Genomic DNA, 26,445 nt, shown 5'->3' on the forward strand with positions numbered 1-26,445 from the left:
ACGGCCCTGCCCAAGTGGCAGGTCCTTGCGCAGCTGAACGCGCACAACATTCCGTGCGGGCCGATCCTGTCCCCGAAAGAGATCATCCAGGACGCGTCACTGGCCGCGAACGGCATGATCGTCGAGGTCGAGCACCCCCAGCGCGGCACCTTCACCACGGTCGGCAACCCGCTGAAACTCTCCGACTCCCCCACCACCATCACCACCCCACCCCTCCTCGGCCAACACAACGAAGAGATCTACGCGGAGGAACTCGGCTTGTCCCACGACGAGTTGCCGTTGCTCAAGGCGCAGGGCGTCATCTGACCCAATCGACCGCCGACCGGAGAGAGGCAGCCAAACCATGTCGACTTCAGCACCCCGAACCGCGACGGTCACCGACCGACTCGTGGAAGCCAACCGGGCCTACGCCGCCGGATTCGCCGACCCCGGCATGGGCGCCCGTCCCGTCCTGGGCGTCGCCGTCGTGGCCTGTATGGACGCCCGTATCGACCTGCACGCCGCACTCGGCCTGCACCTCGGCGACTGCCACACCATCCGCAACGCCGGCGGGGTCGTCACCGACGACACGATCCGCTCCCTGACGATCAGCCAGCGTGCCCTCGGCACTCGCAGCGTCGTCCTCATCCATCACACCGGTTGCGGTCTGCAGACCCTGACGGAGGATTTCCGGCATGAACTGGAACTGGAGGTCGGCCAGCGCCCGGCCTGGGCGGTGGAGGCGTTCCGGGACGTCGACCAGGACGTACGGCAGTCCATCCAGCGAGTGCGCACCTCGCCGTTCCTGCCGCACACCGACGACGTGCGCGGCTTCGTCTTCGACGTGACGACGGGACTGCTGCGGGAGATCACCCCGAACTCCTGATCTCCTGCTGCCGGTTGACGGTGGTCGGCCGGGGTCATTCCCCCCGGCCGACCACCGCGGCGATCTGCTCGCAGTAGAAGTCGGTGGTGTTGCGGGTGTGCCGGCGCATGAGCGCCTCGGCACGGTCCGGGGCACCCTCACCAATGGCCTCGATGATCCTGGCGTGCTCGCTCCAGGCGTCCTTGCCGCGCGGCTTGGCGATGGGCATGTAGTACCAGCGCACGCGCCGGTCGACCTGGGGGATGAGTTCGGCGAGGACCGCGTTGCGGGACAGGAGCGTGATGTGGCCGTGGAGGGCGGCGTTCGCCTCCACGATGGCCCGGGCGTCCCCGGTCGCCAGGGCGGTCAGGCCGGTCTGCTGGAGCTCCCACAGCCGGGCGACGTCCCGCGGAGTGGCGTGCTGGGCGGCGCCACGCGCGGAGTGGGTCTCCAAGAGGGCCCGGACGCTGAGCAGTTGGGCGCACTCCTCCGTGGTGGGGGAGTGGACGAAGGCGCCCTGGGAGGGCCTCAGATCGACCCAGCCGGCGGTCTGCAGCCGCTGCAGCGCCTCACGTATCGGCTGGCGGCTGACCCCGAGGCTCTCGGCCAGCTCGGCCTCGACGAGGTGCTGGCCGGGTTTGAGTGCGCCGTTGATGATCAGTTCGGTGAGGGCCTCGTAAGCGGCCTGGCGGAGCGGGACGGGCCTGCTGATCGGGCCCCGGGCTGTCACGGCGGGTGTGTCGGGCATGGGCCCTGTCTCCCTCGTTCGACTGGTGGGTCGAGCCGTCCGCCAAGTGCCATCTCTCGGAAATTGCCCGGCTGGACCCCTGGCGCGGTCACCTTCACATGCAGAATACTGTATGCAATCACCGTCCGACAGTGGACCGCAGCCACTCCCGAGGGGGTCGCCCCATGTCGTACCGCACCGCTCTCTCCGAAGTCCTGACCAGCGTCATCGGACCCGCCGCCGAGACGATCCGCGTCCAGGACCGGTTTCCCCGCGGCGCCGTGACGGCCCTCGGCCGCGCAGGACTCCTGGGGCTCACCGTCTCCACCGAACGCGGCGGCGGCGGACAGGGGCTGACTCAAGCCCTCGACGTGGTGGCACGGACCGCGCGTGTCTGCCCGGCGACGGCGGCCGTGCTCCAGTCCCACTACACGGCGGTCGCCGTCATCGAAGCGCATGGCGGTTCCTGGGTGCGCCGCGAGATCGCCGCCGGCCGCCACCTCGCCAGCCTTGCGCTCGCGGAGTCCCGGCCGGAGCCGGAGCCGCAGTTCCGGCCTGTGCCGGACGCGGCGCCTCACGGGCCGGCAGCGGAGACCCAGTTCCGGCCTGTGCCGGACGCGGCGCCTCACGGGCCGGCAGCGGAGACCCAGTTCCTCGCGCCGCGCTCCATTGCCACCCGTTCCGGTGACGTGGTCGCCCTGCGGGCCCGCAAGCGAAGGGTGGTCGCGGCGGGGGAGGCCGACACCTACCTCTGGTCCTCCAGGCCCCTCACCGCGCCCAACGGCCTCACGCTCTGGGCGGTCCCGGCACACGCCCCGGACCTGTTCGTCCCGGCCCGGCCCGGCCTCACGGGGCCCCGCGGCAGCGCGACCTCCACGGTGTTCGCCGACCCGGTCCTCGTCCCCGCCGAGGCGATGCTCGGCACGGACGGCGGCGGCCTCGACATCATGCTGCGCACGGTCCTGCCCTGGCTGCTCGAACTGCGGGCCGCCGCCGAGCCGCCGCGCCCACCGGCCATCGACGTCTCCTTCGGGAGCGCCCGCCGGCCCGCCGGTACCCTTGCCGCATCCTGAACCGTGCCCGGGGAGCGGCACGTCGGGTCAGCCAGGTCGGTTGGGTCGGTCGAGCCAGTCGGGTCAGCCCTGGTCCGCCTTGGCGGCGATCTGCCTGCGGTAGAACGCGGTCGTGCGTTCGGTGTGCCTGCGCATGATCTCGCCCGCCTGGTCCGCGTCGCGCTTGGCGATGGCCCTGATGAGCTGGGTGTGCTCGTTCCAGGCCTCCTTGCCGCGGGGTTTGGCGATGGGCGTGTAGTACCAGCGGACCTTCTGGCCGACCTGGGCGATCAGTTCGGCCAGTACGGCGTTGTCGGCCATGGTGGTGATGAAGTCGTGCAGCGCGGTGTTGGCCGCGACCAGGCGCTCGACGTCACCGTCGGCGAGAGCGGTGACACCGTCCAACTGGAGCTCGTCGAGACGTGCGATGTCCTCGGGCAGCGCGTTGCGTGCGGCGAGCTGGGCCGAGTAGGTCTCCAGGACCGAGCGGACGCCGAGGAGTTGGGCCGCCTCCTTCTCCGTGGGGGAGTGGACGAAGGCGCCCTGGGCGGGCCGCAGATCGACCCAGCCGGCCGTCTGGAGCCGCTGCAGGGCCTCGCGCACCGGCTGCCGGCTGACGCCGAGATGTTCGGCGAGCTCGGCCTCGACCAGGTGCTGGCCGGGCTTGAGGGAGCCGTTGATGATCAGCTCGGTCAGGGCGTCGTACACGGCCTGACGCAGGGGTGCCGGGCGGGTGACGCGCCGGGACGCTGCGGCCGTGAGTGCCTCGCGCATGGTTGTCCCGTTCTGCCGCCGGGCTGGTGGCGGCGCCTTTGCCGAGTGGGAGCCGTTCGGAAGGTTGCCGACGGCCGCGTCAGCCTACAGGTTTTGGTATGCAACCTTGCGGCCGTCGCCGCCGTGCCCACGGCGGTTGACGTAGTCGTCGGAACCGCTCGATGGGGTTGTGTATACAGAAGTCTGTATGGAGTATGGTCTCTGTCTCCTGCACCCCTCGCCGGGGACCCGTGTTGACGGAAGGCGAAGCGATCATGACGACCAGCGGAAGTGACGTGACGGTCGAGAGCGTGGTCCGGAGGGTGGTGGCCCGTCACCGGGGCGAGCGAGGTGCGCTGCTGCCCGTACTGCACGCCGTCCAGGCCGAGTTGGGCCATGTGCCGCAGGAGGCCGTGCCGGTGCTCGCCGAGGAGCTCAACCTCTCCCGGGCGGACGTCTATGGAGTGGTGACCTTCTACCACGACTTCCGTCGTGAGCCCGTTGGCCGCACCACCGTGCGCATCTGCCGCGCCGAGGCCTGTCAGGCCCTGGGCGCGGACCGACTGGTGAGCTACGCGCGCGAGTCCGGACTGCCCCTGGGGGAGACGGCGGCGGACGGCTCGGTCACCGTCGAGCAGGTCTTCTGCCTGGGCAACTGCGCGCTCGGTCCGTCCGTGGAGGCCAACGGACGGCTGTACGGACGAGTTGGCCCCGCCCAACTGGGCTCGATCCTCAACGGGACGGTCTCCTCATGATCAACCCCATGAACACCCCATCGCCTTGCGTGGCAACGGTCTACGTCCCCCGCGACTCCGCGGCCAGGTCCGTCGGCGCCGACGAGGTCGCCCGGGCTCTGCAACACGCCGCCGACCGGGGGGACTTCGCCCTGGACGTCGTACGCAACGGATCGCGCGGGATGCTGTGGCTGGAGCCCCTCGTCGAGGTCGCCACCCCGCAGGGCCGCGTGGGTTACGGCCCCGTCGCTCCCGAGGACGTGGAAGGACTCCTCGCCGCCGGCCTGCTCGACGGGGCCGATCACCCGCTGCGCCTCGGTATCGTCGACGAACTGCCGTGGCTGGCACGCCAGAACCGTGTCACCTTCGCCAGAGTCGGCGTTACGGACCCCCTCTCGGCCGAGGACTACGAGGCCCACGGCGGCCTCGCAGGACTGCGCGCCGCGCTGGCGCTCGCCCCCGCGGACGTCGTCGCCGAGGTCACCGCGTCCGGACTGCGCGGCCGCGGCGGCGCCGGATTCCCCGCCGGCATCAAGTGGAAGACCGTGCTCGACTGCGCCGACGAGCTGAAGTTCGTCTGCTGCAACGCCGACGAGGGTGACAGCGGTACTTTCGCCGACCGGATGGTCATGGAGGGCGATCCGTTCATGCTCATCGAGGGCATGACGATCGCCGCCCACGCGGTCGGCGCGAGCGAGGGCTACCTCTACATCCGCTCCGAATACCCCGACGCCATCGCCACGATGCGCCAGGCGATCGCCATCGCACGCGAGCACGGCTGGCTCGGCAAGGGCATCCTCGGCTCCGCCCTCGACTTCGACCTGCACGTCCGCGTCGGCGCCGGCGCGTACATCTGCGGCGAGGAGACCTCCATGCTGGAGAGCCTGGAGGGCAAGCGCGGCATGGTCCGCGCGAAACCGCCGATCCCCGCGATCGAGGGCCTGTTCGGCAAACCGACCGTGGTGAACAACGTGCTCACGCTCGCCACCGTGCCCGTGGTCATGGCCGAGGGCGCGCAGGCGTACCAGGAACTCGGCGTCGAACGCTCCCGCGGCACCCAGGTGTTCCAGCTCGGCGGCAACATCGCGCGCGGCGGCATCGTCGAGACGGCCTTCGGCATCACCCTGCGCGAGCTCATCGAGGAGTACGGCGGCGGGACCCACTCCGGACGCCCGGTGCGCACCGCCCAGATCGGCGGGCCGCTGGGGGCGTATCTGCCCGAGTCGATGTTCGACCTGCCCATGGACTACGAGGCGTTCGCGGCGGCCGGGGCGATGGTCGGCCACGGTGGGATCGTCCTCTTCGACGACACCGTGGACATGGCCGCGCAGGCCCGCTTCGCGATGGAGTTCTGCGCGGAGGAGTCCTGCGGCAAGTGCACCCCGTGCCGGGTCGGCGCGGTGCGCGGTGTCGAGGTGATCGACAAGATCGTCGCCGGTACGCACCGGGACGAGAACCTCGCCCTGCTCGAAGACCTCTGCGACCTGATGACCGAGGGCTCGCTGTGCGCGATGGGCGGGCTGACCCCGCTGCCCGTGCGCAGTGCCCTCACCCACTTCCCCGACGACTTCCTCGGCGGCCGTCGACTCCTGGAGATCCACCCCGTACGAGCGACGGAGGGCACGGCATGAGCCTGCTCAAGGAACCCGACTTCGGAACCCCCGAACGGCCCGGCCCGGCAACGGTGTCCGTGGAGGTGGACGGTCTGCCGGTGACCGTCCCCGAGGGCACCTCGGTGATGCGCGCGGCGGCACAGGCGGGCGTCGACATACCCAAGTTGTGCGCCACCGACAGCCTGGAGGCCTTCGGCTCCTGCCGGCTCTGCGTGGTGGAGATCGACGGCCGCCGCGGCACCCCGGCGTCCTGCACCACCCCGTGCGCCGACGGCATGAAGGTCAGCACCCAGACACCGAAGGTGGAGAAGCTCCGCCAGGGCGTCATGGAGCTCTACATCTCCGACCACCCCCTCGACTGCCTCACCTGCCCGGCCAACGGCGACTGCGAACTCCAGGACATGGCAGGGGTGGTGGGCCTCAGGCAGGTCCGTTACGGCTACGAGGGTGAGAACCATCTCGATGCCGAGAAGGACACCTCCAACCCCTACTTCGACTTCGACCCCGCCAAGTGCATCGCCTGCTCCCGCTGCGTACGGGCCTGCGGCGAGGTCCAGGGCACGTTCGCGCTCACCATCGAGGGGCGCGGCTTCGACTCCAAGGTCTCGCCGGGAGCGGGGGAGACCTTCATGGACTCCGAGTGCGTCTCCTGCGGTGCCTGTGTCCAGGCCTGCCCCACGTCCACGCTCCAGGAGCGCTCGGTCGTCGAACTCGGTATGCCTACACGGTCAGTTGTGACCACTTGCGCGTACTGCGGAGTCGGCTGCTCCTTCAAGGCCGAGCTGCGCGGCGACGAACTCGTGCGCATGGTGCCGTACAAGGACGGCGGGGCCAACGAGGGCCACTCCTGCGTGAAGGGCCGCTTCGCCTTCGGCTACGCCACGCATCCCGACCGTCAGCTCAAGCCCATGATCCGGGAGAAGATCACCGACCCCTGGCGCGAGGTCGAGTGGGACGAGGCGATCGGCACCGTCGCCCGGCGGATGCGCGGACTCCAGGACCGCTACGGCACGAGCTCCGTCGGCGCCATCACCTCCTCGCGCTGCACCAACGAAGAGGTCTACGTCGTACAGAAGATGGTGCGAGCCGCCTTCGGCAACAACAACGTCGACACCTGCGCCCGCGTCTGCCACTCCCCGACGGGATACGGGCTCAAGCAGACCTTCGGCGAGTCGGCCGGCACCCAGGACTTCCGCTCGGTCGCCGAGGCCGACGTCATCATGGTCATCGGCGCCAACCCCACCGACGGACACCCGGTGTTCGCCTCCCGGATGAAGCGACGGCTGCGTGAGGGCGCGAAGCTGATCGTGGTCGACCCACGCCGCATCGACCTGGTGCGCTCGCCGCACATCGAGGCCGCCCACCACCTCCAGCTCAGGCCCAGCACCAACGTGGCCGTCGTCAACGCGATGGCGCATGTGGTCGTCACCGAGGGACTCGTCGACCGGTCCTTCGTGGAGCAGAGGTGCGAAGGCTTCGACGAATGGGCCGAGTTCATCGCCCGCCCCGAGAACAGCCCGGAAGCGGTGGAACCCATCACCGGCGTCCCGGCCGCCGAACTCCGGGCCGCCGCACGGCTGTACGCCGAGGCACCCAACGGCGCCATCTACTACGGCCTCGGCGTCACCGAGCACAGTCAGGGCTCCACGATGGTCATGGGGATGGCCAACTTGGCGATGGCCTGCGGGAACATTGGCCGCGACGGCGTCGGTGTGAACCCGCTGCGCGGCCAGAACAACGTGCAGGGATCCTGCGACATGGGCTCCTTCCCGCACGAACTCCCCGGCTACCGGCACGTCTCCGACGACGCGGTACGTACCGTCTTCGAGAACCTCTGGGGCGGAACTCTCCTCGCCGAACCGGGACTTCGCATCCCCAACATGTTCGACGCGGCCATCGACGGCACCTTCCGCGGCCTGTTCGTGCACGGCGAGGACATCGCCCAGTCCGACCCCAACCTGAAGCACGTCACCGCCGCGCTCGCAGCCATGGAACTGGTCGTCGTCCAGGACCTGTTCCTCAACGAGACGGCCAAGTTCGCGCATGTCTTCCTGCCCGGAGCCTCCTTCCTGGAGAAGGACGGCACCTTCACCAACGCCGAACGCCGCATCAACCGGGTGCGCTCGGTGATGAAACCCAAGACGGGCAAGCACGAGTGGCAGATCGTCAGCGAGATCGCCACCGCCATGGGCTACGAGATGTCGTACGACCATCCCGGCCAGATCATGGACGAGATCGCCTCGGTCACCCCGACGTTCACCGGGGTCTCCTTCGACCTCCTCGACAAACTCGGCAGCGTCCAGTGGCCGTGCAACGAGGCGGCACCCGAGGGCACGCCCATCATGCACGTGGACGAATTCGTGCGCGGCAAGGGCAAGTTCGTGGTCACCTCCTATGTGCCGACCAGCGAGCGCAGCACCCGGCGCTTCCCGCTGGTCCTCACCACGGGCCGCATCCTCAGCCAGTACAACGTCGGCGCCCAGACCCGCCGTACCGGCAACGTCGCCTGGCACCCCGAGGACATCCTGGAGCTGCATCCGCACGACGCCGAGGACCGCGGCATCAGCGACGGCGACATGGTCACCCTGGCCAGCCGTGTCGGCCAGACCACGCTGCGGGCGGAGATCTCCGACCGCATGCCGACCGGGGTCGTGTACACCACGTTCCACCACCCCGTCACCGGCGCCAACGTGGTGACCACCGAGAACTCCGACTGGGCCACCAACTGCCCCGAGTACAAGGTGACCGCCGTACAGGTGGCCCTCGCCCGCCCGGAGCGGTCCAGCGAGACCGGGGCCGCCGACCTCGTGACGGTGGTGGACTGAGATGACAGCGACCGTGCCGTCCGAATGCAGAATGGCCAACGACATCGCCAGAAACCTCGGCCACCTGCCGGGAGAGGGGGCCGCCGAGGCCATCGCGGGCCACATCGGCAGGTTCTGGGACCCGCGCATGCGCGCCCGGCTCCACGAGTTCGTCGACGCCGGAGTGGAGGGACTGGACCCCTTGGTGGTGGCCGCGGTGAAACTCCTGCGCTGACCTGTGTGGTCTCCTCCCTGTACATCGCCCCACACTGCATACAGTATGGAGCCAGTGTTCCCATGGTCCGATCTCATGGGCTGATCCCATGGGCAGGGAGGAGCCGCTCATGCTGTTCCGGCAGCTCGAGTACTTCGTGGCGGTGGCGAGGGAACGGCACTTCGCCCGGGCGGCGGAATCCTGTTACGTCTCCCAGCCCGCGCTCTCCGCGGCGATCGCCAAGCTGGAGCGGGAGCTGAACGTCACGCTCATCAACCGCGGGCACAACTACCAGGGCCTCACCCCGGAGGGCGAGCGGCTCGTCGTATGGGCCAAACGGATCCTCGCCGAACAGGACGCCTTCAAGGCCGAGGTGGCCGCCGTGCAGTCAGGCATCACCGGGACCCTCCGCCTCGGCACCGACCCCACCGCGTCCACCACCCTCGCCCTCCCCGTGGCCGCCTTCTGCGCGGCGCACCCGCTGGCCAAGGTCCAGGTCCGCTCCCGGCTGTCCACAAAGGAACTCCACCGCCAGCTGCGCGACTACGAACTCGACGTGGCCATCGCCCACTTCGACCCGGACGACCAGGAGGGCCTCCAGGTCGTCCCCCTCTACCAGGAGCGCTACATGCTGCTGGTCTCGGACGAGCAGCTGGTGGCCCAGTCCGCCACCGTGACCTGGGCGGAGGCGGCCCAGTTGCCGCTCGCCCTGCTGACGCCCGACATGCGGATCCGGCAGATTGCAGACACCGTCTTCGCCGAGAAGGGGTTCGTGGTGACCCCCCAGGTCGAGACGGACTCCATCGCCTCCCTCTACGCGCACGTGGGCGGCGGCGGCTGGGCGAGCATCGTGCCGCACACCTGGCTGCGCGCGATGCCTGTGGTCGGGCGGACGAGAGCGCTGCCGTTGGTCGACCCGGAGGCCGGCGCCCAGGTCTCGGTCGCGATCCACGCGGCGACCCCCGGGTCGGTCGCCGCCCGCGCGTTCGTCAACGCGGCGACCGGCCTGTCCCTGGACGACTTCTTCGCCCGGCCCGTGCCGGACGAGCACCGCGTGCGCTGAACCCGGGAACCACCTCCGTCACACCCCGTACCGCGCCTGCAACGCCTTCCGGTCCAGCCCGCCCTTCGCGGTGTACGGCAACTCCGCCACCAGCTCGATCCGGTCCGGCACCTCGAACGCGGCCAGCCGGTCGCGGCAGTACCGCAGGATCTCCTCGCGCCCGGCGCCGTCACCCTCCCGCACCACCACGGCCGCGCCGACCCGCTGCCCGTACACCGGGTCGGGCACCGCGAACACGGCCGCCTCCGCGACCCCCGGGCACCCGGCGAGAATGTCCTCGACATGCTCGGGCGAGATCTTCTCGCCGCCGCGGTTGATGAGGTTCTTGATCCGTCCGGTCAGGGACAGATACCCGTCCGCGTCCAGGACCCCCAGATCACCGGTGTGCAGCCACCCGTCGACGAAGGTGCGCGCCGACTCCTCGCCGTCGCCGAGATAGCCGCCGGCGACGGTCGGCCCCTGCACCCACACCTCGCCCTCCACCCCCACCGGGCAGGACCGCCCGCTCCGGTCGACTACCCGTACCTCCACCCCGGTCGGCCGGCCCACCGACCCCTGCCGCAGCGCACCCCGCTGCGGCAGCGGTTCGCTGGTCGCCTGGTGCGAGGACTCGGTCATCCCGTACGCGGACAGCAGCGGCGCCCCGAACGTGCGCTCCAACGCCCGCTGCGTCGCCGTGTTGAGAGGCGCGCTGCAACTGCGCATGAACTTCAGAGTCTGCCCGCCCGCGTACTCCCGCTCGGACCGCTCTGCCCGCTCCGACCGCTCCAGCAGGATCTCGTGGATGGCCGGCACCGCGGTGAACCAGGTGGCGTCCACAGCCCGCATGTCGTCCCAGAACGTGCCCGCCGAGAACCGGCCCCGCGCGGGCAGCAGCACACAGCCCCCGCTCGCCAGGGACGCCAGCAGCGCCGCGAACAGCCCGTGCCCGTGGAAGAACGGCATCACCGCGACCGTCGCGTCCCCGGGCCCCAACTCGTAGGTGGCGCAGATGTTCTGGAGGGAGGCGGCCACGTTGGCGTGGGTGAGCGGGACCATCTTCGCCCGGGCGCTGGTCCCGGCGGTGAACAGGACCAGGGCATCCCGCCTGGACAACTCGGCCGCCGCCCGCGGGACTTGAGGAACCGCGCCCGGCTCCAGTACGACCGCCGCCGTGCCCGCACGGGAGACGTCCACCCGAAGAGGCCACGCGGGAGCCGGCAGCGCGGCGTCAGGAGCCGACGGATCGAGCAGAACCGCCCGTGCAGCCAACGCGTCCAGCCGTACGGCCAGTTGGGGCGCGGGTAGCGAGGGGTCCAGCGGAGCCGTCACCAGCCCGGCCCGCGCCGCGCCCAGCAGTCCTACGACGAACTCCGCCGTGTTGGCACCGATCAGCCCGACGGCGTCACCGGGGCGCAACCCCGCCCCGCCGAGCCGGGCGGCCACGTCCTGGGCGAGAGCGGACAGAGCACCGTACGACAGCTGCACGCGCTCCCCGGTCACCACGAGGGCCCGGGCGTACGGGCGTTCACGCACCTGCCGGTCGAGGAGGTCGACGAGGCCGGTGACCTCCAGAGGCCGGTACCGGTTCGCGTCACGCACGGATGCCGCGGCCGGAACGGCCATGACCCCACCCCCTAGCGCCAGGTCCGATGGAACATCCTCTGCGAGCGTGCGGTGACACCTGTGGCGCGTCCAATACCCGCTGGCGAACGGCCGATAGCGGCTGTCTATCAAGGCAGTTGCCGAGCCCCTGGCCAGCCCTCGATAGACGTCGTTTATCGGCTGGTCGCCGATGGGTCTTGGACGCGGACGAGCGCGCTGCCGATGGTGAGAGAAGTAGCCGCTCCGGCAGGACCTGCCCAAGGAGGACCTCGGACCATGACCGCCCCCTCGACTATGGAGACCGCGGCAGCAGCCGACGTTCCGACCGAGCTCACCGACGGGTACCACCTGGTCGTCGACGCTCTGAAGCTGAACGACGTCGACACCATCTACGGGGTGGTCGGCATTCCGATCACCGACCTGGCCCGTCTCGCGCAGGCGCAGGGCATGCGCTACATCGGCTTCCGCCACGAGAGCAACGCCGGACACGCGGCGGCCATCGCCGGCTACCTCACCAAGAAGCCCGGCGTGGCCCTCACGGTCTCGGCGCCCGGCTTCCTGAACGGCCTGGTCGCGCTGGCGAACGCGACCACCAACTGCTTCCCCATGGTCCAGATCTCCGGCTCCAGCGAGCGCCACCTCGTCGACCTCAAGCAGGGCGACTACGAGGAGATGGACCAACTCGCCGCCGCGCAGCCCTTCGTGAAGGCCGCGTACCGGATCAGCCGGGTCGAGGACATCGGCCGCGGTATCGCCCGCGCCCTGCGCACCGCGATCTCCGGGCGCCCCGGCGGTGTCTACCTCGACATCCCCGCCGCGGTGCTCGGCGCCATCATGCCCAAGGAGGAGGGCGACAGGACGCTGAGCCGGCTCGTCGACCCCGCCCCGCGCCAACTGCCCGCGCCGGAGGCCGTGGACCGCGCGATCGAGCTGCTCGCCTCCGCGGAGCGCCCGCTGGTGGTGCTGGGCAAGGGCGCCGCGTACGCCCAAGCCGACGGCAAGGTACGGGAGTTCATCGAGGCGACGGGCATCCCGTACGTACCGATGTCGATGGCGAAGGGCCTGCTGCCCGACGACCACCCGCAGTCGGCGGCCACCGCCCGTTCCCTGGCGCTGAAGAAGGCCGACGTCGTGATGCTGATCGGCGCCCGCCTCAACTGGCTCCTCGGCCACGGCCAGGCGGGGTGGAACCCCGACGCCAAGTTCGTCCAGATCGACATCGACCCCAAGGAGATGGACAGCAACCAGCCCATCGCCGCGCCGCTCGTCGGTGACATCGAGTCCGTGCTCGACGCACTCGCCGAACGCACCAAACCCGGCCAGATCACGGCCCCTTCGGCCTGGCGCGAGGAGCTCGGGGCGCGCTCGGCGCAGAACGTCGCCAAGATGGCCGAGCGACTTGAGGCCGACCCGCACCCCATGCAGTTCATGGGCGCCCTGAAGGCCGTACGGGACGTCGTGCGCCGGCACCCGGAGACGTACATCGTCAACGAGGGCGCCAACGCCCTGGACATCGCGCGCAACGTCATCGACATGCACGTACCGCGCCACCGCCTCGACAGCGGCACCTGGGGCGTCATGGGCATCGGCATGGGGTACGCCATCGCCGCCGCCGTCGAGAGCGGCGCCCCGGTCGTGGCCATCGAGGGTGACAGCGCGTTCGGGTTCAGCGGCATCGAGATCGAGACGATCTGCCGCTACAAGCTGCCCGTCGTCACCGTGATCATGAACAACGGCGGTGTCTACCGCGGTGACGACACCAACCCCTACGACGACGCCCCCTCGCCCACGACCCTCATGTCGGCGGCCCGCCACGACCTGCTCATCGAGGCGTTCGGCGGCAAGGGCTACCGCGTCACCACGCCCGCCGAGGTCACCGCCGCCCTCACCGAGGCCCTGGCGTCCGGCGGGCCGGCGCTCATCGACTGTGTCATCGACCCCTCGGCCGGCACCGAGAGCGGCCACATCGCGCACCTCAACCCCAAGGGCATCACCGGCGGCAACATCACGCCGGCCAAGCAGTGATCACACAACTTCACGAAAAGGAAGCAGACATGAGTACTGCATCTTCTAGGGACATGCCGCTCGCCGGAATCAAGGTGATCGACTTCACCGGGGTCCAGGCCGGTCCCGCCTGCACGCAGATGCTCGCCTGGTTCGGCGCCGACGTCCTGAAGGTGGAGCGCCCCAACGGCGGCGACGTCACCCGCAAGCAGCTGCGGGACATCGAGGACCTCGACGCGCTCTACTTCACGATGCTCAACAGCAACAAGCGCTCCCTCGCCATCAACACCAAGACCGCGGAGGGCAAGGAGGTCCTGGAGAAGCTCATCAAGGACGCCGACGTCCTGGTGGAGAACTTCGCGCCGGGTGCCCTGGACCGTATGGGCTTCTCCTGGGAGCGCATCCAGGAGCTCAACCCGCGGCTGATCTTCGGCTCGGTCAAGGGCTTCAACGACCAGTCCTCCTGGAACGATCTCAAGGTCTACGAGAACGTCGCCCAGTGCGCGGGCGGCGCCGCCTCCACCACCGGCTTCTGGGACGGCCCGCCGACCATCTCCGGCGCGGCCCTGGGCGACACCAACACCGGGATGCACCTGGCGATCGGCATCCTCACCGCGATCATCGACCGCGGCAGGACCGGCCGGGGCCAGAAGGTGTCCGTCTCCATGCAGGACGCCGTGCTCAACCTCTGCCGGGTCAAGCTGCGCGACCAGCAGCGCCTGGAGCGGGTCGGCTACCTGGAGGAGTACCCGCAGTACCCGAACGGCGAGTTCACCGACGTGGTGCCGCGCGGCGGCAACGCGGGCGGCGGCGGCCAGCCCGGCTGGGTGCTCAAGTGCAAGGGCTGGGAGACCGACCCGAACGCGTACATCTACTTCACCGTCCAGGAGCAGAACTGGAAGCGCACCGCCGAGGCGATCGGCCACCCCGAGTGGGCCGAGGACCCGGACTACGCCACCGCGCGCGCCCGCCAGCCGCGCATCTTCGAGATCTTCGAGGAGATCGAGAAGTGGCTCGCGGACAAGACCAAGTACGAGGCGGTGAACATCCTGCGTGAGTGGGAGGTGCCCTGCGCCCCGGTGATGAGCATGAAGGAGATCGCCTACGACGAGGACCTGCGCAGGAGCGGCACGGTCGTGGAGGTCGAGCAGAAGGGCCGCGGCACGTATCTGACCGTCGGCAGCCCGGTGAAGTTCTCCTCCTTCAAGCCGGAGGTCGTCGGCGCCCCGCTGCTGGGCGAGCACAGCTCCGAGGTCCTGGTCGAGCTGGGCTACGACGAGGAGACCATCGGCCGGCTGAAGGAGAGCGGCGTCATCGTCTGAGCGGAACGCCGAAGGGCCGTGACCTTCGAGGTCACGGCCCTTCGGCACGAAGCAGCGATCACACCGATGCCTGGGCGGCCTCGGCCCGCCGCCGCATCAGCTCCCGCTCCCGCTCGCGGCGCACGGTGACGTCCCGGATGACCGCCCCCACGTAGGTGCTGTCGTCGGGACCCGGCAGCAGCACCACGCTGAACTCGATGGACAGCTTGCGGCCGTCCGCCGCCAGCGCGGGGACGTTCAGCAGGTCCGCGTCCCCGTACTTGCTGTACCCCCGCTCCATGGCCGCCTCGAATCCCTCCTGGTGCCGCTTGCGATGCCGCTCGGGAATGATGACGTCCAGACTGCGCCCCGCAACGTCGGCCGCCGCGAACCCGAAGATGCGCTCCGCACCCCGGTTCCAGTAACGGATCAGCCCCTCGTCGTCGGTGATCACTATGCCGTCGGGTGCCTGCGCCGCCATGCCCAGCACCACCGCGGAATCCAGATCTTCCATGTCGCCTCCGAGCCGGAGTCATTGGTGGCAACAGTATACAGAATACAGTCTTCATGTCCCCGTACGGGACGGATATGCAGGTGAAGGGCGCTCCGAAAGCTTGGTATTGTTGTGCCTGTCGCCGCGGGGAACACCCCCGGCCAGGCGGCAGACACCTGGTCCGGGTGGCGGAATGGCAGACGCGCTAGCTTGAGGTGCTAGTGCCCTTTATCGGGCGTGGGGGTTCAAGTCCCCCCTCGGACACCAGTGAGACCCCACTTCACGTGGGGTCTTTCGCGTTACGGCGTTACGGGCGCCCCGAATTCGGTTGACCTGGGCGACGCGGCAGGCGCTCAATACCCGGCATGGCCGACATCCAGGGCACCTACGACGACCTCTTCTCCGCGGTCCCCACCAGGCTGGCAGCGCTGCTCGACGAAGGGGACGTCGGTGGCTCCGTCACCGTCTTCGTGGACGGCGAACCGGTGGTGGACGTCTGGGGCGGCTTCGCCGACGCGGACCGGACCGCTCCGTGGGAGCGGGACACGATCACCAACGTCTTCTCCACGACCAAGACGATGACCGCGCTGTGCGCGCTGATGCTGGCCGACCGCGGCGAGCTCGACCTGGACGCCCCGGTCGCCCGGTACTGGCCGGAGTTCGCCGCGGCGGGCAAGGAGAAGGTGCTGGTACGGCACCTGCTCTCGCATACCGCCGGGCTGCCGCACTGGGAGGGCCCGGTCGAGGAGATGTACGACTGGGAGGCCGTCACCGCCCGGCTCGCCGCCCAGCCGCCCCTCTGGGAACCGGGCACCGCGGCCGGCTACCACTCGCTCACCCAGGGATTCCTTGTCGGCGAGGTCCTGCGCCGGATCACCGGCCGCACCGTGGGCCAGTTCCTCGCCCAGGAAGTGACCGGCCCGCTCGGCGCCGACTTCCACATCGGGCTCCCCGCCGAACACGACGACCGCGTCGCCCCCACCGTCCCGCCGCCCGGCCGGGACGAGGACTACACCGCGGCCGCAGCCAACCCCGGCCCCGACGCGGCCCCCGCCACCGGTACCGCGTTCCGCGTCAGGGACGCCAACAGCGTGGCCTGGCGGCGCGGGCAGATCCCCGCCGCCAGCGGCTTCGGCAACGCCCGTTCGGTCGCGCTCGTCCAGTCCGCGCTCGCCTGCGGAGGAACGGTCCGGGACGTACGGCTGCTGTCGGCTGCGGGCGCCGAGCGCGCCACGGAGGAACAGTTCAGTGGCGAGGACCGCGTGATCGGCATGGCCCAGCGGTACGGCCTCGGCTACGGCCTCTTCGGCACCACCTTCGGCTGGGGCGGCTGGGGTGGCTCCCTCGTCATGATCGACCCCGACGCCCGCATGGTGGTGGCGTACGCGACCGACCAGATGCGCGAACCCGCCGAGGACACCCGGGGGTTGGACCTCGTCATGTCCGCCTACGACGGCCTCCAGGGCCTGCGCTAGGCAGCCCGCCGACCAGCAGGGGCGGGGCGCGGAAAATACCGTGCCCCGCCCCTGCCTGTTTCCCTACACTCACCACGCAGCCCATGACGAGGAACGACGAGTGAGGGGAGTACGGCCGTGTGCGTGCGCAGCGCTGTCGCCGTTCCCCGGGCGTCGTACGACGTGATCCTCGTGTCCTCGATCCTCCGGTGCCCGCTGCGCGGTCGGCACCGGACGCCCGTCACGCCTGTCTGACGTCACAACTCCCGCCGCACCAAGGCATTTTGACGTCGCCTCATGCCGTCGTACGGGCCATCGCGCCGCCCTGTCATCATCCACTCGAAAGGCCCTGGGCCGTGCGTATCACCACCCACCCCAACCCGCTCGCCGTCGTCCGCAACCTCGGCATCCTCGCCCATGTCGACGCCGGGAAGACCACCGTCACCGAGCGGATCCTGTTCGCCACCAGAACCACGCACAAGCGGGGCGAGGTCCACGACGGCACCACCGTCACCGACTTCGATTCGCAGGAGCGGGACCGCGGGATCACCATCTTCGCGGCGGCCGTGAGCTGCGCGTGGGTCGGGCACCGCATCAACCTGATCGACACCCCGGGGCATGTCGACTTCGCCGACGAGGTGGAGCGCTCGCTCAGGGTGCTCGACGGGGCGGTCGCGGTGTTCGACGCGGTCGCGGGCGTGGAACCGCAGAGCGAGTCGGTGTGGCGGCAGGCCGACCGGCACGGTGTGCCCAGGATCGCGTTCGTCAACAAGCTGGACCGGGCGGGCGCCGACCTGGACACGGCCGTCGAGTCGATCCGGCGGCGGCTGCATCCGGCCCCGCTGGTCGTGCAGATGCCCATCGGCAGCGAGGACGGCTTCACCGGAGTCGTCGACCTGCTGAGGATGCGGGCGCTGACCTGGGCGGACGGCACCACCGCCGTCGAAGAGGGGCCCGTGCCGGACGGTCTGCGCGAGGAGGCCGTACGGCGACGTCGGCTGCTGGAAGAAGCGGTCGCCGAACGGCACCCGGCCGCCCTGGAGGAGTTCTGCGACCGGGCGACCCTCTCCGCCGACACCCTCGCCGCCGCCCTGCGGGACCTCACCCGCAGCGGCGACGGCGTGGTGGTCCTGTGCGGTTCGGCCTACCGCAACCGCGGGATCGAACCGCTGCTGGACGCGGTGGTGGCGTATCTGCCGTCGCCGCTGGACGTGCCCGCCGTACGAGGTGAGAACGGTGAGGAGAGGGTCTGCGACCCGTCGGCACCCTTCGCGGCACTGGCGTTCAAGGTGAACGCCACTCCGACGGGACGGCTGACGTATGTCCGGGTGTACTCGGGAACGATCGAGAAGGGAGCCACCGTATGGGACGCGGGCGCGCGGCGCACCGAGCGCATCGGGCGGATCCTGCGCGTACAGGCCGACCGGCACGACCCGCTGGAGCGCGCGGTCGCCGGCGACATCGTCGCGGTCGTCGGGCTGAAGTCGGCCCGTGCGGGATCGACCCTGTGCGCGCCGGACGCCCCTCTCGTGCTCGAACCGCCGAGGGTGGCCGAGCCGGTCGTGTCCGTGGCCGTCGAACCCCAACGCTCGCTCGGCACCGACCGGTTGGCCTCGGCGCTCGCGCGGCTGGCCGAGGAGGACCCGTCGCTCGTCGTCCGCACCGACGCCGAGACCGGTCAGACCCTGCTGTCCGGCATGGGCGAACTGCACCTGGAGGTCGCTGTGGAGAAGGTGCGACGCGAGCACGGCATGGCGCTCAACGTCGGCCGTCCGAGGGTGAGTTACCGGGAGACGGTCGGGCGTGGAGTGTCGGGCCTTGTCTTCCGGCACGTCAAACAGGACGGCGGGGCAGGGCAGTTCGCGCACGTCGTGCTCGATGTCGAACCGGCCGAGGAGGGCTTCGAGTTCCGCTCGACGGTCGTCGGCGGACGCGTCCCGCAGGAGTACGTCCGCGCGGTCGAGGCCGGCTGCCGGGACGCCCTGACCGAGGGCCCCCTCGGCGGGCACCCGGTGACCGGGCTGCGCGTCACCCTGACCGACGGGGCGACCCATGTGAAGGACTCCTCGGACACGGCCTTCCGCACGGCAGGCAGGTTCGGCCTCCGGGAGGCCCTGCGCGCCTGCGCGATGGTCCTCCTGGAACCGGTCGTCGAGGTCACGGTCACCGTGCCCGAGGACGCCGTCGGCGCGGTGCTCGGCGACCTCGCCGCGCGCCGCGGCCGGGTCTCGGGCTCGGTCACGCGCGGCGGTTCGGCGATCGTCACGGCGACCGTGCCGCTGGCCGAACTCTTCGGCTACGCCACGAGGTTGCGCAGCCGCACCCAGGGCCGCGGCACCTTCACGGCCCGACCGACGGGGTATGCGCCGGCTCCGGCGGTGACACCGGCACGGTGAGGGACGCGACGGAAGTCCCGTGAGTAAAGGGGGCGTAGGGCGGCGGGTACTGCCGCCCTACGCCCTTCTGATCCCGATCTCATCAAGGGCGACACCGCTGTCCAGGCACCTCCGCAGGTGATCGACGAGTGCGTCGAGGTCCGCTGGTGGGGGCGTGTGTGGAGGCGAGGGCACTCGAACGCTGGAAGCGCGGCTCGGAAGTCACCGTCGAGCGGTCGGCTTCCTGGGTACGAACTCGTCCCCAGCCATTCCCGGAGCAACTCCCCGGGGTTCCAGTTCTCCACCCGTACCTCGTCGCCCAGGGGCCCACGCGGTGAGTCCTGTCCGAGTCCGAACGAATCGGCGACGGGGACGCCGGGGTCAGCAGTCCCGGAACTCCGGCGACTGGTTCAGCACCTGCGAGCGCACCGAAGTGAAGCGGGCGTACTTCTCACCCGTCACCGACTCCGGGCGGAACGCGGCCACCCGGTGGCAGTTCTGGAAGGCCAGGGCCACGCCGAAGTGGCGTTCCAGGCTGCCGCGGATGGCGTCGCTGGCGAGGGCGCGCAGGAGCTGGCCGCGCTCCTTCTCCGACGGGGGAGGGGTCTGGTTGTCGGTGAACTCGGCGGTGCCGCCCTTGAGTTCACCGGCCAGCGAGGCGATCAGCTCGTAGGCGTAGGGGAGGGACGTGCGGACGGTGTCCACGAAGTCCGCCTCGCGGATATCGCCCTGCTCGGCTTCGGCGAGGAGCTTCGGGGAGACGTCGAGAGACATGTGAGGGGGGTTCCTGTCCTGTTGTCGTGATGCGAATCGTGAATCAAGGGGGAAGGTCAGCTGAGGGCGGCAGGGCCCGGTACGAAGCCCGGGTCCACCTGGGCCGCCAGGTCGAGGCCCGTCGCCTCGTTCGCCCAGGAGCGGGCGTTGCGGAGGTGGAACTCCACCGCGTGGCGGTGGAGCGCAGACCAGTCCCGGGGGTGGGAGTCGACGGCCTCGCGCAGGACCGTCAAGGCGTGCCGGTTGTGGGACTCCAGTGACTCCAAGTCGCCCTCCGCGCGGCCCTGTTCGGCCGCGCGCACCCAGGACGACTGGACCAGGTGGGTCAACAGGTCTTCGCCGACGTGCTCCTTGAGGAAGAGCAGGTCGTCCTCGCCGGTCACCTTGTTGCCGATCACGGCGATCCGGATCCCGAACTCCCGTGCGTGGTCCCGGTACTGGCGGTAGACCGAGACGCCCTTGCGGGTGGGTTCGGCCACCAGGAAGGTCATGTCGAAGCGGGTGAACAGGCCCGAGGCGAAGGCGTCCGCGCCGGCCGTCATGTCGACCACGACGTACTCGCCGGGGCCGTCGACCAGGTGGTTGAGGTACAGCTCCACCCCGCCCAGCTTGGAGTGGTAGCAGGCCACGCCGAGATCGCTCTCGTCGAACTCGCCCGTCACCATCAGCGGTACGTCACCCACCCGCCGGACATGGCGAGCGTGCAACTCGTCGTCGCCCAGCAGGCCGAGGAGGCGTGAGCCGCGGCCCGGCGGGGTCGTCTTGATCATCGCCTCGCGGGAGGTGATCCGCGGATTGGTGCCGCGCAGGAAGTCCTTGATCTCGGCCACATGCGCGCCCAACGGAGGGGCGTCCAAAGGCTCGTCGCCGTCGTGGCCCAGCGCCTCCGCGAGGTGCTGGTTGATGTCGCCGTCCACGGCCAGCACCGGTGCGCCGGAGCGGGCCAGATGGCGGGAGAAGAGCGCCGACAGGGTGGTCTTGCCGCTGCCGCCCTTGCCGACGAACGCGATGCGCACTACCGCTCCATCTTTTTGAAAATGGATGTCATGTCAGTAGGTTTTATGGCGTGCTGTCGATCACTGTCAAATCACCCCCGCCGATCAAGGCGGGAAAGTAAATGCATATGATGTGCAAGTGCGTGACTACAGCATCAGGGCGGCGAGCCCGGACGAACTCGACGGTGCGCGAGCCGTGATGCTCGACACCGTCTACCGCGACTTCAGAACCGGGTACGTGCCCCGCTGGCACGGCGACATCGTCGACCCGGCCGCCGCCTACCTCGTGCCGCCCCGCCACACCCTCCTCGTTGCCCTCGACCGGGAGAACGGGACTGTCGTGGCCACCGGCGCCCTCGACTCCCGCGGCCCCGCCCACCCGCCGAACCCGCGTGAACTGGCCGAGCGCTACCCCTCGGGGCAGACCGCACAACTGCGCCGGATCTACGTCCGCCCCGAGCACCGCAGGCGCGGCCTCGCCCGCCGCCTGGTCGACGAGCTGCTCGCCTTCGCGGCCGCGGACGGCGGCTACCGCTCCGTCTATCTGCACACCGACCCGTCGGTCCCGGGCGCCGAACCCTTCTGGCGGTCGATCGGCAAGGTCGTGCACGACGAGCGCGAGACCACCGGCGGCGCGAGTGGCGTCGTCCACTTCGAGATACCGATGGGGCGATGACCACCGTGCGACGCCGTCACATACTCGGCTCCCTGCTGCTCGCCCCCGTCCTCACCGCCTGCTTCGCCTCCTCCGGGGGAGACTCCGAAGGTGCCGCGAGCGACGGCTCCCGTCTCCGCGTCGCCCTCGCCTTCCCGCCCGCCGAGAACCTCTCGCCGTACGGTGCCGACGCCACCCTCCTCAGCCGCCTCGGCGTCACCGAGGGCCTGACCGCGCTCGACGCCAACGGTGCCGCCGCCCCCGCGCTCGCCGAGTCCTGGCGCCGCGAGAACGACCGCACCTGGCTGTTCACCCTGCGCGAGGCCACCTTCCAGGACGGCTCCGAGGTCACCCCGGCCGCGGTCGCCGCCGCCCTCACCCACGCCACCGAGGCCAAGCCCGCTCCGGCGGCGCTCTCCGGCGTCACGCTGAGCGCCAAGGCCCAGGGGGACGCCGTACGCATCACCACGAAGACGGCCGACCCCGTGCTGCCGCTCCGGCTGTCCAGTCCGAACCTGGCCGTGTTCGCCGCCAAGGCCTACACCGAAGGCCAAGTGGACCCGGTCGGCACCGCCTCCGGGCCGTTCGAACTGACCAAGGTCACCGGCTCCACCTCCGCCACCCTCGACCGCTTCGACGACTACTGGGGCGGCCGCGCCCAGGCCTCCGGCGTCGACGCCCGCTTCATCGCCGACGGCACCGCCCGCGCCAACGCCCTGCGCACCGGCCAGGTCGACATCGCCGAGGCGATCCCCGTCGCCCAGGCCGCCACCCTCGACAAGTCCACTCTCAAGGAGACCGCCACCACCCGCACCACCAGCCTCCAACTCAACACGGAATCAGGCCCCTTCAAGAACCCGAAGCTGCGCGCCGCCGCCCGCGAGGCCGTCGACGGCTCCGCGCTCGTGAAGGGTGTCTTCGAGGGGTACGCCGATTCCGGCACCGGCATCTACGGACCGGCCGTGACCTGGGCCGAGGGCAAACGCGTACAGCCCAGCGGACGGGCCGCGGCCGCGAAGCCGAACGGTATCTCCGTCACCCTCGCCACCTACGACAACCGGCCCGAACTGCCCGAGGTCGCCCAGGTCCTCCAACAGCAGCTCCAGAAGGCCGGGTTCAAGGTCACCCTGGTCGTGCGCGAGTACTCGCGGCTCGAAAGCGACGCGCTCGACGGGAAGTTCGACGCGTTCATCGGCGCCCGCAACAGCCTCGTCGACACCGGCGACCCCGTCGGTGTCCTCGCGAGCGACTACACCTGCGACGGCGGCTACAACCTCGCCCAGTTGTGCGACCAGAAGGTCGACCGGGCGGTCGCCGAGGCCGACGCCGTCGCCGACACCGGTCAGCGGCAGGACGCGGCCATGCGCGCCGAGGCGGCGATCCTCGGCACCGACGCCGTGGTCCCGCTGGCCCATCAGGGGATCATCGTCGGCGTCGGCACCGAGGTCCGGGGCGTGGTCCTCGACCCGTACGAGCGGACCCTGGTCGGCATCGGAACGCGACGCTGACCCATGCGAGTTGCCACCCTGCTGTGGCGGGTCCTGCTCGCGGCGGCCCTGGTGTGCGGGATCGGCCTGCTGCCATGGCTGTCCGGCACCGACCCGGCGCTCACCGTGCTCAAGGCCCGCTCGGCGGACCGTGACCCCGACCCTCGGGTCCTGGCCGACATCAGAGCCCAACTCGGCCTGGAACAGGGCCCTTTGCACCTGCTCGGCCAGTGGCTCGGCGGGCTGCCCCGCGGGGACGCGGGGCGGTCATGGCTGAACGGCACACAGGTCACCCCGACCGTCGTCCAGGCACTCGGCGTGTCCCTGCTGCTGGTGACGGTGGCGCTCGTGGTCGCCGCCGGCACCGCCGCCCTGGTGTGCGCCCGCACCCTCCGGCTCGGCGCACACCGGCGCCTCGACGAGCGACGGGCCGGCGGCGGTGCCTCGGCGATGCTCGCCGCGCTGCCCGAGTTCCTCACCGCCTCCGTGCTCGCCACCGTCGTCGGCGTCCAGCTCGGCTGGCTGCCCGCCCTCGGCTGGTACGGCCCCCAGTGGACGGTCCTGCCCGCGCTCGCCCTCGGCCTGCCCGCCGGGGCCGTGCTGGGACGCCTCCTCGACGACCTGCTGCCCGCCGCCTTCGCCGAACCCTGGGCGCAGGCCGCGGAGGCGCGCGGACTGCCGGGCCGCGCCATCGCCGCCAAGGCGGTCCGCCGCTGCGTCCCCGCACTGCTGCCCAACCTGGGCCTGTTCGTCGTCGGCCTCACCGCCGGATCCGTCGCCGTCGAGCGGATCTACGACATCCCGGGCCTCGGCCGCACCACCCTCCAGGCCGCCCTCGCCCAGGACCTGCCCGTCCTCCAGGCGGGCACCCTCGCCCTCCTGCTCCTCGCGGTCACCGCAACCGCCCTCGCGGCACTCGCTGTCCGCCTCCTGGTCGGCCCGGCCCTGCGCGACGGCGCCCTGGACTCCCTGCACCGGCCGCGCCGGTCCACCCGCAGCACCCTGCCTCTCGTGTACGGCGGCCTCCTGACCGCCGTCGTCACGCTCGGCCTGCTCCGCGATCCGCTCGCCCTGGACACCGGGGCCCGTCTCCAATCCCCTTCCTGGGCCCACCCGTTCGGCACCGACGCGCTCGGCCGGGACCTGCTCGCCCGGGTCGGACACGGGGCCCTCGACACCCTGCTGGTCGCCCTCGCCGTCAGTGTCGGCGCGCTGGTGGTCGGTGTCCTGCTCGGACTGGTGCCCCGGCTGTCCGGGCCGCTCGTCGACACCGTCAACGCCGTACCGCCGGTGCTCGCCGCGCTGCTCGTGACCGCCGTCGCCGGGAGCGGCCCCGCCACGCCCGCGATCGCCGTGGCCACCGTCTCCTGGGCGGCGCTCGCCGCCCACACCTCCTCGCTGCTCCGCCAGGAGCGGGCCACCCTGCATCTGACGGCCACCCGAGGTCTGGGCGCGACCCGCTGGTACCTCCTTCGGCACGAACTGCTGCCCGCGATCCTGCCGTCCGTCATCCGGCACGCCCTGCTGCGTCTGCCCGGCGTCGCCCTGGCCCTCGCCTCCCTCGGCTTCCTCGGCCTCGGCGCTCAGCCGCCCTCCCCGGAGTGGGGCCTGCTCCTCGCCGAGAACCAGCCCTACGCCGAACGCGCCCCGTGGGCCGTCCTCGCCCCCGCCGCCGCACTCGCCCTGCTGGGCGCGCTGGCGGTGAGTTCGGCGGGCGGGGTGCGGTGGCCGCGACGGCGGGTGCGGCGTCGTACGACCACGGCGGAACTTGAACACGCCGTCTCCGCACGGGAGTTGGTGGAGGCCGGATGACCTCCGCTTCGGTCGATCTGCCGCGGACCGATCGGCTCTCACCGCTGCTGCGGCTGCTGATCCTCACCCAACTCGCCTTCAACATCGGCTTCTTCGCCGTGCTGCCTTTCCTGTCCGAGCACCTGGGGCAGGCGTTCGGCATGGCGGGGTGGCTGGTCGGGTTCGTGCTGGGGCTCAGGACCTTCAGCCAGCAGGGGCTGTTCGTGGTGGGCGGGGCGTTGGCCGACCGGTACGGCATCCGGCCGGTCGTGCTCGCGGGGTGTGTGCTGCGGATCGCCGGGTTCGCCTGGCTCGGGTACGCGGAGGAGACCTGGACGGTCATCGGTGCCGTCCTGCTCATCGGGTTCGCGGCGGCCCTGTTCTCGCCGGCCGTGGAGTCCGAGGTCGCGCGGCAGGCGGTCGTGCAGGAAGCGCAGGGCGGATCCCGGACCCGTGTGCTCGCGCTGTTCACCGTCGCCGGGCAGGCCGGGGCGTTCGTCGGGCCGTTGCTCGGTGCGCTGTTGCTGTCGGTGGACTTCCGCACGGTGTGTCTGGCGGGGGCCGGGATCTTCGTGCTCGTCCTCGCCGGGCACGCGTGGCTGTTGCCGCAGCACATACCGGGTCGGGGGCGCGTCCAACTCAAGGGCGGCATGCGGGTGTTGCTCCGCAACCGGCGCTTTCTCGCCCTGTGCTGCGCGTACGGTGCCTATCTGCTCGCCTACAACCAGCTCTATCTCGCCCTCCCCGACGAGGTGGAGCGGGCGACCGGGTCGCAGTCGGCGCTGGCCTGGCTGTTCGCCCTGTCCTCGCTGCTGGTGGTGACCGCGCAGCTCCCCGTGACCCGCTGGGTCGGCTCCAGGCTGTCGCTGCGCCAGTCCATCGTGGCCGGACTGCTGCTGATCGGCGCCGGGTTCGCGATCGTCGCGGTGGCGAGGCCCGCCGACTGGACCGGTACGGCGGGACTGTTGCCCTCGGCCGGGTTCGTCGTCCTGCTCACCTTCGGGCAGATGCTCGTCGCGCCGGTGGCCCGGGCCTGGGTCCCGGATCTCGCGGAGGAGAGCCGACTCGGCCTGTACACGGGGGCGTTGTCCTCGGTCTCCGGCCTCATCGTGCTGATCGGCAGCTCCATCACCGGCTCACTCCTGGACACCGACCTGCCCCCCGCCGTGCCGTGGCTGGTGCTGGCCGCCGTACCGGTCGCGGCGATCGGCTTGTTGCCGCGGCGGTAGAGGACTGCTGGAGGGCTCGGGCGGGGAGGGCGGGGCCCGCTGGAGGATTCGGGTGGGCGCCGCAATGGTGTGGCTTGTCGGAGGGCTGGGGCGTGGAGCTGGTGGGGGTGTTGCGGGAGGGGTCGGGTGCCGCAGTGTTGCGGCTTGCCGGGGGCTCGGGTGTGAAGAGGGTGAGCGCCTGTTGGCGGGGTGGGGTGCGGAGGTGGTGTGGCTTGTCGGAGGGCTGGGGCGTGGAGCTGGTGGGGGTGTTGCGGAAGGGTTCGGGTGCCGCAGTGGAGCGGCCTGCCGGAGGACCCGGGGGCGAGGACAGTGAGGGCGAGCTGGCAGGGCCAGGGTCCCCGCAGCAGTACGCCTGGAGGGGGCTTGGGTGTGGAAGGCGGTGGGGTCCTGCCGGTGGGCTGGGGGTTTGCGTGGTGGTGCGGCTTGCTGGAGGGGGCTTGGGTGTGGAAGGCGGTGGGGTCCTGCCGGTGGGCTGGGGGTTTGCGTGGTGGTGCGGCTA

General features: G+C 70.8%; 22 protein-coding genes and 1 tRNA gene. 17 read left to right on the forward strand and 6 right to left on the reverse strand.

Annotated features, from left to right (window positions below):
- Window positions 1-306, forward strand: a 306-nt coding sequence (locus AB0D34_RS37245) for a CoA transferase (protein ID WP_362670064.1), incomplete at its 5' end; no start/stop codon positions are given.
- A gap of 37 nt (window positions 307-343) precedes the next feature.
- A complete protein-coding gene (locus tag AB0D34_RS37250) occupies window positions 344-865 on the forward strand; it encodes a carbonic anhydrase (protein ID WP_362670066.1) in 522 nt (173 codons plus the stop codon).
- Between the two features lie 34 nt (window positions 866-899).
- Here the strand turns inward: AB0D34_RS37250 and AB0D34_RS37255 are convergent, their stop codons facing one another.
- Window positions 900-1,592, reverse strand: a complete 693-nt coding sequence (locus AB0D34_RS37255) for a GntR family transcriptional regulator (protein ID WP_362670067.1) — start codon at window positions 1,590-1,592, stop codon at window positions 900-902.
- Between the two features lie 164 nt (window positions 1,593-1,756).
- Here AB0D34_RS37255 and AB0D34_RS37260 point away from each other — a divergent pair, with 164 nt between their 5' ends.
- Complete coding sequence (locus AB0D34_RS37260; RefSeq protein WP_362670070.1) at window positions 1,757-2,644, forward strand: acyl-CoA dehydrogenase family protein; 888 nt, start codon at window positions 1,757-1,759, stop codon at window positions 2,642-2,644.
- 63 nt (window positions 2,645-2,707) lie between these two features.
- On the opposite strand, the gene AB0D34_RS37265 is transcribed toward AB0D34_RS37260, so the two are convergent.
- Window positions 2,708-3,397, reverse strand: a complete 690-nt coding sequence (locus tag AB0D34_RS37265) for a GntR family transcriptional regulator (protein WP_362670072.1) — start codon at window positions 3,395-3,397, stop codon at window positions 2,708-2,710.
- A 254-nt stretch (window positions 3,398-3,651) separates the two neighbouring features.
- Between AB0D34_RS37265 and AB0D34_RS37270 the strand changes: the two genes are divergently transcribed.
- The 5 genes from AB0D34_RS37270 to AB0D34_RS37290 all read left to right on the forward strand — a co-directional run bounded on the left by AB0D34_RS37270 (window position 3,652) and on the right by AB0D34_RS37290 (window position 9,804).
- Entirely contained in the window at window positions 3,652-4,131 is a 480-nt protein-coding gene (locus AB0D34_RS37270) for an NAD(P)H-dependent oxidoreductase subunit E (protein ID WP_362670075.1), read from the forward strand.
- A gap of 8 nt (window positions 4,132-4,139) precedes the next feature.
- Window positions 4,140-5,741: an NADH-ubiquinone oxidoreductase-F iron-sulfur binding region domain-containing protein gene (locus AB0D34_RS37275; protein ID WP_362670078.1), complete on the forward strand. Its 1,602-nt coding sequence runs from the start codon at window positions 4,140-4,142 to the stop codon at window positions 5,739-5,741.
- Window positions 5,738-8,548: a formate dehydrogenase subunit alpha gene (gene fdhF, locus AB0D34_RS37280; protein ID WP_362670081.1), complete on the forward strand. Its 2,811-nt coding sequence runs from the start codon at window positions 5,738-5,740 to the stop codon at window positions 8,546-8,548. Before AB0D34_RS37275 ends, fdhF begins: the two co-directional genes overlap by 4 nt.
- A 31-nt stretch (window positions 8,549-8,579) precedes the next feature.
- Window positions 8,580-8,762, forward strand: coding sequence for a formate dehydrogenase subunit delta (locus AB0D34_RS37285; RefSeq protein ID WP_362670083.1), 183 nt, complete (start codon window positions 8,580-8,582; stop codon window positions 8,760-8,762).
- A gap of 109 nt (window positions 8,763-8,871) precedes the next feature.
- A complete protein-coding gene (locus AB0D34_RS37290) occupies window positions 8,872-9,804 on the forward strand; it encodes a LysR family transcriptional regulator (protein ID WP_362670086.1) in 933 nt (310 codons plus the stop codon).
- Between the two features lie 18 nt (window positions 9,805-9,822).
- Here the strand turns inward: AB0D34_RS37290 and AB0D34_RS37295 are convergent, their stop codons facing one another.
- Complete coding sequence (locus AB0D34_RS37295) at window positions 9,823-11,409, reverse strand: FadD7 family fatty acid--CoA ligase (RefSeq protein WP_362670088.1); 1,587 nt, start codon at window positions 11,407-11,409, stop codon at window positions 9,823-9,825.
- Between the two features lie 255 nt (window positions 11,410-11,664).
- Here AB0D34_RS37295 and oxc point away from each other — a divergent pair, with 255 nt between their 5' ends.
- Window positions 11,665-13,413 (forward strand): oxalyl-CoA decarboxylase, encoded by a 1,749-nt coding sequence (gene oxc, locus AB0D34_RS37300; RefSeq protein WP_362670089.1) that lies wholly within the window; start codon window positions 11,665-11,667, stop codon window positions 13,411-13,413.
- Window positions 13,414-13,442: 29 nt separating this feature from the next.
- Window positions 13,443-14,714 (forward strand): formyl-CoA transferase, encoded by a 1,272-nt coding sequence (gene frc / locus AB0D34_RS37305; protein ID WP_362670091.1) that lies wholly within the window; start codon window positions 13,443-13,445, stop codon window positions 14,712-14,714.
- Between the two features lie 58 nt (window positions 14,715-14,772).
- On the opposite strand, the gene AB0D34_RS37310 is transcribed toward frc, so the two are convergent.
- Window positions 14,773-15,207: a PAS domain S-box protein gene (locus tag AB0D34_RS37310; protein ID WP_362670094.1), complete on the reverse strand. Its 435-nt coding sequence runs from the start codon at window positions 15,205-15,207 to the stop codon at window positions 14,773-14,775.
- Window positions 15,208-15,365: 158 nt separating this feature from the next.
- Here AB0D34_RS37310 and AB0D34_RS37315 point away from each other — a divergent pair.
- The 3 genes from AB0D34_RS37315 (at window position 15,366) to fusA (ending at window position 19,036) form a co-directional block, all read left to right on the forward strand.
- A tRNA-Leu gene (locus AB0D34_RS37315) sits at window positions 15,366-15,453 on the forward strand.
- 98 nt (window positions 15,454-15,551) lie between these two features.
- Entirely contained in the window at window positions 15,552-16,661 is a 1,110-nt protein-coding gene (locus tag AB0D34_RS37320) for a serine hydrolase domain-containing protein (protein ID WP_362670096.1), read from the forward strand.
- 341 nt (window positions 16,662-17,002) lie between these two features.
- Window positions 17,003-19,036 carry an elongation factor G gene (gene fusA, locus AB0D34_RS37325; RefSeq protein WP_362670302.1) on the forward strand — a complete coding sequence of 678 codons (2,034 nt, stop codon included), beginning with the start codon at window positions 17,003-17,005 and terminating at the stop codon, window positions 19,034-19,036.
- Window positions 19,037-19,396: 360 nt separating this feature from the next.
- On the opposite strand, the gene AB0D34_RS37330 is transcribed toward fusA, so the two are convergent.
- Window positions 19,397-19,789 (reverse strand): SCO5389 family protein, encoded by a 393-nt coding sequence (locus AB0D34_RS37330; RefSeq protein ID WP_362670099.1) that lies wholly within the window; start codon window positions 19,787-19,789, stop codon window positions 19,397-19,399.
- Between the two features lie 56 nt (window positions 19,790-19,845).
- Window positions 19,846-20,805: an ATP-binding protein gene (locus AB0D34_RS37335; RefSeq protein WP_362670102.1), complete on the reverse strand. Its 960-nt coding sequence runs from the start codon at window positions 20,803-20,805 to the stop codon at window positions 19,846-19,848.
- A gap of 118 nt (window positions 20,806-20,923) precedes the next feature.
- On the opposite strand from AB0D34_RS37335, the gene AB0D34_RS37340 reads away from it, so the two are divergent.
- Genes AB0D34_RS37340 through AB0D34_RS37355 form a run of 4 tightly spaced genes read left to right on the forward strand, consistent with a single transcriptional unit; the run spans window position 20,924 to window position 25,946 of the window.
- Window positions 20,924-21,460, forward strand: a complete 537-nt coding sequence (locus AB0D34_RS37340) for a GNAT family N-acetyltransferase (RefSeq protein WP_362670104.1) — start codon at window positions 20,924-20,926, stop codon at window positions 21,458-21,460.
- Entirely contained in the window at window positions 21,457-22,947 is a 1,491-nt protein-coding gene (locus AB0D34_RS37345) for an ABC transporter substrate-binding protein (protein ID WP_362670107.1), read from the forward strand. Before AB0D34_RS37340 ends, AB0D34_RS37345 begins: the two co-directional genes overlap by 4 nt.
- A 3-nt stretch (window positions 22,948-22,950) precedes the next feature.
- Window positions 22,951-24,738 (forward strand): ABC transporter permease subunit, encoded by a 1,788-nt coding sequence (locus AB0D34_RS37350; protein WP_362670110.1) that lies wholly within the window; start codon window positions 22,951-22,953, stop codon window positions 24,736-24,738.
- Window positions 24,735-25,946: an MFS transporter gene (locus AB0D34_RS37355; RefSeq protein ID WP_362670113.1), complete on the forward strand. Its 1,212-nt coding sequence runs from the start codon at window positions 24,735-24,737 to the stop codon at window positions 25,944-25,946. Before AB0D34_RS37350 ends, AB0D34_RS37355 begins: the two co-directional genes overlap by 4 nt.
- Window positions 25,947-26,445: the final 499 nt, after the last annotated feature.

It is taken from the genome of Streptomyces sp. NPDC048420, assembly GCF_040651535.1.
Lineage (GTDB): Bacteria > Actinomycetota > Actinomycetes > Streptomycetales > Streptomycetaceae > Streptomyces.